This is a genomic window from Pseudonocardia bannensis (genome assembly GCF_012911875.1).
In the GTDB taxonomy this organism is placed as follows: Bacteria; Actinomycetota; Actinomycetes; order Mycobacteriales; family Pseudonocardiaceae; genus Pseudonocardia; species Pseudonocardia bannensis.
The window spans coordinates 1-2,574 of sequence record NZ_JAAXKZ010000237.1 but is presented as its reverse complement, the minus strand read 5'-3'; the positions used below and the strand labels follow the sequence as shown (position 1 = coordinate 2,574).

General features: G+C 70.5%; 2 protein-coding genes and 1 pseudogene. 1 reads left to right on the top strand and 2 read right to left on the bottom strand.

Annotated features, from left to right (window positions below; all coding sequences use genetic code 11):
• Window positions 1–43: 43 nt before the first annotated feature.
• Complete coding sequence (locus HF519_RS29830; RefSeq protein WP_169416288.1) at window positions 44–187, bottom strand: GPGG-motif small membrane protein; 144 nt, start codon at window positions 185–187, stop codon at window positions 44–46.
• Between the two features lie 171 nt (window positions 188–358).
• Here HF519_RS29830 and HF519_RS29825 point away from each other — a divergent pair, with 171 nt between their 5' ends.
• Entirely contained in the window at window positions 359–1,747 is a 1,389-nt protein-coding gene (locus HF519_RS29825; protein ID WP_169416287.1) for a class II 3-deoxy-7-phosphoheptulonate synthase, read from the top strand.
• 430 nt (window positions 1,748–2,177) lie between these two features.
• Here the strand turns inward: HF519_RS29825 and HF519_RS29820 are convergent.
• Window positions 2,178–2,396, bottom strand: a pseudogene (locus HF519_RS29820) (transposase); the annotation flags it as partial.
• Window positions 2,397–2,574 lie beyond the last annotated feature (178 nt).

Below are 2,574 nucleotides of genomic sequence, written 5' to 3'. Positions count from 1 at the left end.
GGCCCGGTGAGGGCGGGGCCTCCGGGCCGCGACCGCCGCGTGATCAGGTGAAGATGCTCACCCCGCCGGGCCCCACGAGCAGACCCACGATGATGAGCACGATGCCCCACAGCAGCTGCCTTCGAACGATCGCGAGAATGCCGGCGACCACCAGGACGACGGCGAGGATCCACAGGAGGGTTGTCATGCCGGGGGGGTATCCCGAAGGGTCCGATGTGGAATCGGGCCGTCCGGGTGATCTCCGCCTCCATCCGGAGCAACGGGCCCGCGGCCGTACACCGCCGATCGGACGTCCGGTCGACGGAAGCGGGACGACCCACCCGCGACCCGTCGACACGACCGCTTAGTCTTGGACCTCGTGAACTGGACCGTCGACGCCCCGGTTGAGGTGCTCCCCGAGCTGCCCCCGCTGCCTGCCGAGCTGCGGGCCCGGCTGGACGACGCGCTCGGCCGCCCGGCCGCGCAGCAGCCCGAGTGGCCGGACCCCGCGCAGGTGTCGCACGTACGCACCGTGCTGGAGAGCGTCCCACCGGTGACCCTGCCGCCCGAGGTGGACCGGTTGCAGGCCCGGCTGGCCGCGGTGGCGCGGGGCGAGGCGTTTCTGCTGCAGGGTGGTGACTGCGCGGAGACCTTCGTGGACAACACGGAGCCGCACATCCGGGCCACCATCCGCACGCTGCTGCAGATGGCCGTCGTGCTCACCTACGGGGCGAGCATGCCGGTGGTCAAGGTCGGGCGGATCGCCGGGCAGTACGCCAAGCCGCGCAGCTCGCCGATCGACGCGCTGGGGCTGCCGTCCTACCGCGGGGACATCGTGAACTCGCTGGTGGCCGATCCGGCGGCGCGGATCCCGGATCCGTCGCGGATGGTGCGGGCCTATGCGAATGCGGGCGCGGCGATGAACCTGGTGCGCGCGCTGACCGCCACCGGCATGGCCGACCTGACGATGGTGCACGACTGGAACAAGGACTTCGTGCGGACCTCCCCGGCCGGTGAGCGCTACGAGGCGCTGGCCGGGGAGATCGACCGCGCGCTGCGCTTCATGGACGCCTGCGGGGTCGAGGACTACCGCATGCACACCACGGAGTTCTACGCCTCGCACGAGGCGCTGCTGCTGGACTACGAGCGCGCGCTGTTGCGGATGGACAGCACCGGGCCGGCGCCGAAGCTCTACGACCTGTCGGCGCATTTCCTGTGGATCGGGGAGCGGACCCGCCAGCTCGACGGGGCGCACATCGCGTTCGCCGAGCTGTTGGCCAATCCGATCGGGCTCAAGATCGGCCCGACGACGACGCCGGAGCTGGCCGTCGAGTACGTCGAGCGGCTGGATCCGTACAACACCCCCGGCCGGCTGACCTTGATCAGCCGGATGGGCAACGGCAAGGTGCGCGACGTGTTGCCGGCGATCGTGGAGAAGGTGACCGCGTCCGGGCACAAGGTGATCTGGCAGTGCGATCCGATGCACGGCAACACCCACGAGTCGACCACCGGGTACAAGACGCGCCACTTCGACCGGATCGTCGATGAGGTGCAGGGCTTCTTCGAGGTGCATCACGGCCTGGGCACGCATCCGGGCGGCATCCACGTCGAGGTCACCGGGGAGGACGTCACCGAGTGCCTGGGTGGGGCCCAGGAGATCTCCGACGCCGACCTCGCCGGCCGCTACGAAACGGCCTGCGACCCCCGCCTGAACACCCAGCAATCCCTGGAGCTCGCGTTCCTGGTCGCGGAGATGCTGCGCGGCTGACCGCGAATACCGCCACCCCGCGAGTCGCGGTCTCCACCCCCGCGAGTCGCGGTCTCCGCGTGCGCGAGTCGCGGTATTCGTGCGTGCGAGTCGGGGTCTCCGCGTGCGCGAGTCGCGGCTTCTGTGGGGTGGGCATACCGATTTGCGAGGTGGCGAGCTCGGCGCCGCGGCCGACCGAGACCGTCGGCGGGAACATGGCGTGAGTATCGGCCGGTGTGAGCGGACGTTCCACACGTCGAGCAATCCGGTCCGCCCGAGGTGTCAGGGCGGGCGGATCCAGCACGTTGGGCGCGGCAACGACGTCTGCTGAGGTCGAGCACGGGGCGCTGAGTGCTCGCGAGGAAACTTGCTGCTGGCTTCGCGGGCTTTGGGTTGCGTCCACGGACGTGGTGGATGAAGACGATCACCCCGTGTCCTTCGAGCCCGTAACTTATGCGGTGATCGCGGTCGGCGTCACCCTCTCGTGCGGTGTGGGCGCGAGCGCCTGTCGGGCCTTGGCGAGGACCTCCAGGCTCATGTAGCGGCGTTGCTCGGCCCATTCGTCGGTCTGCTCGGCCAGCACCGCCCCGACCAGGCGGATCACCGCGGCGCGGTCGGGAAAGATGGCGACCACGTCGGTGCGCCGGCGGATCTGGTTGTTCAGCCGCTCCTGGTAGGGGTCGGGCCGGGGCGCGGTGTCCACCTCTCGATGGGTCCGTTTCCCCGGCCCGCGCCTCCGAACCGGACGTGCGTGTTCCCACGCATCCGGCTCTCCACGTGTCCGTGCCAGCGGGGTCAGGCGGGGGCCGCGTTCGGGCGCTGCCAGGGGGTGGGGATGTTCGCAGCCC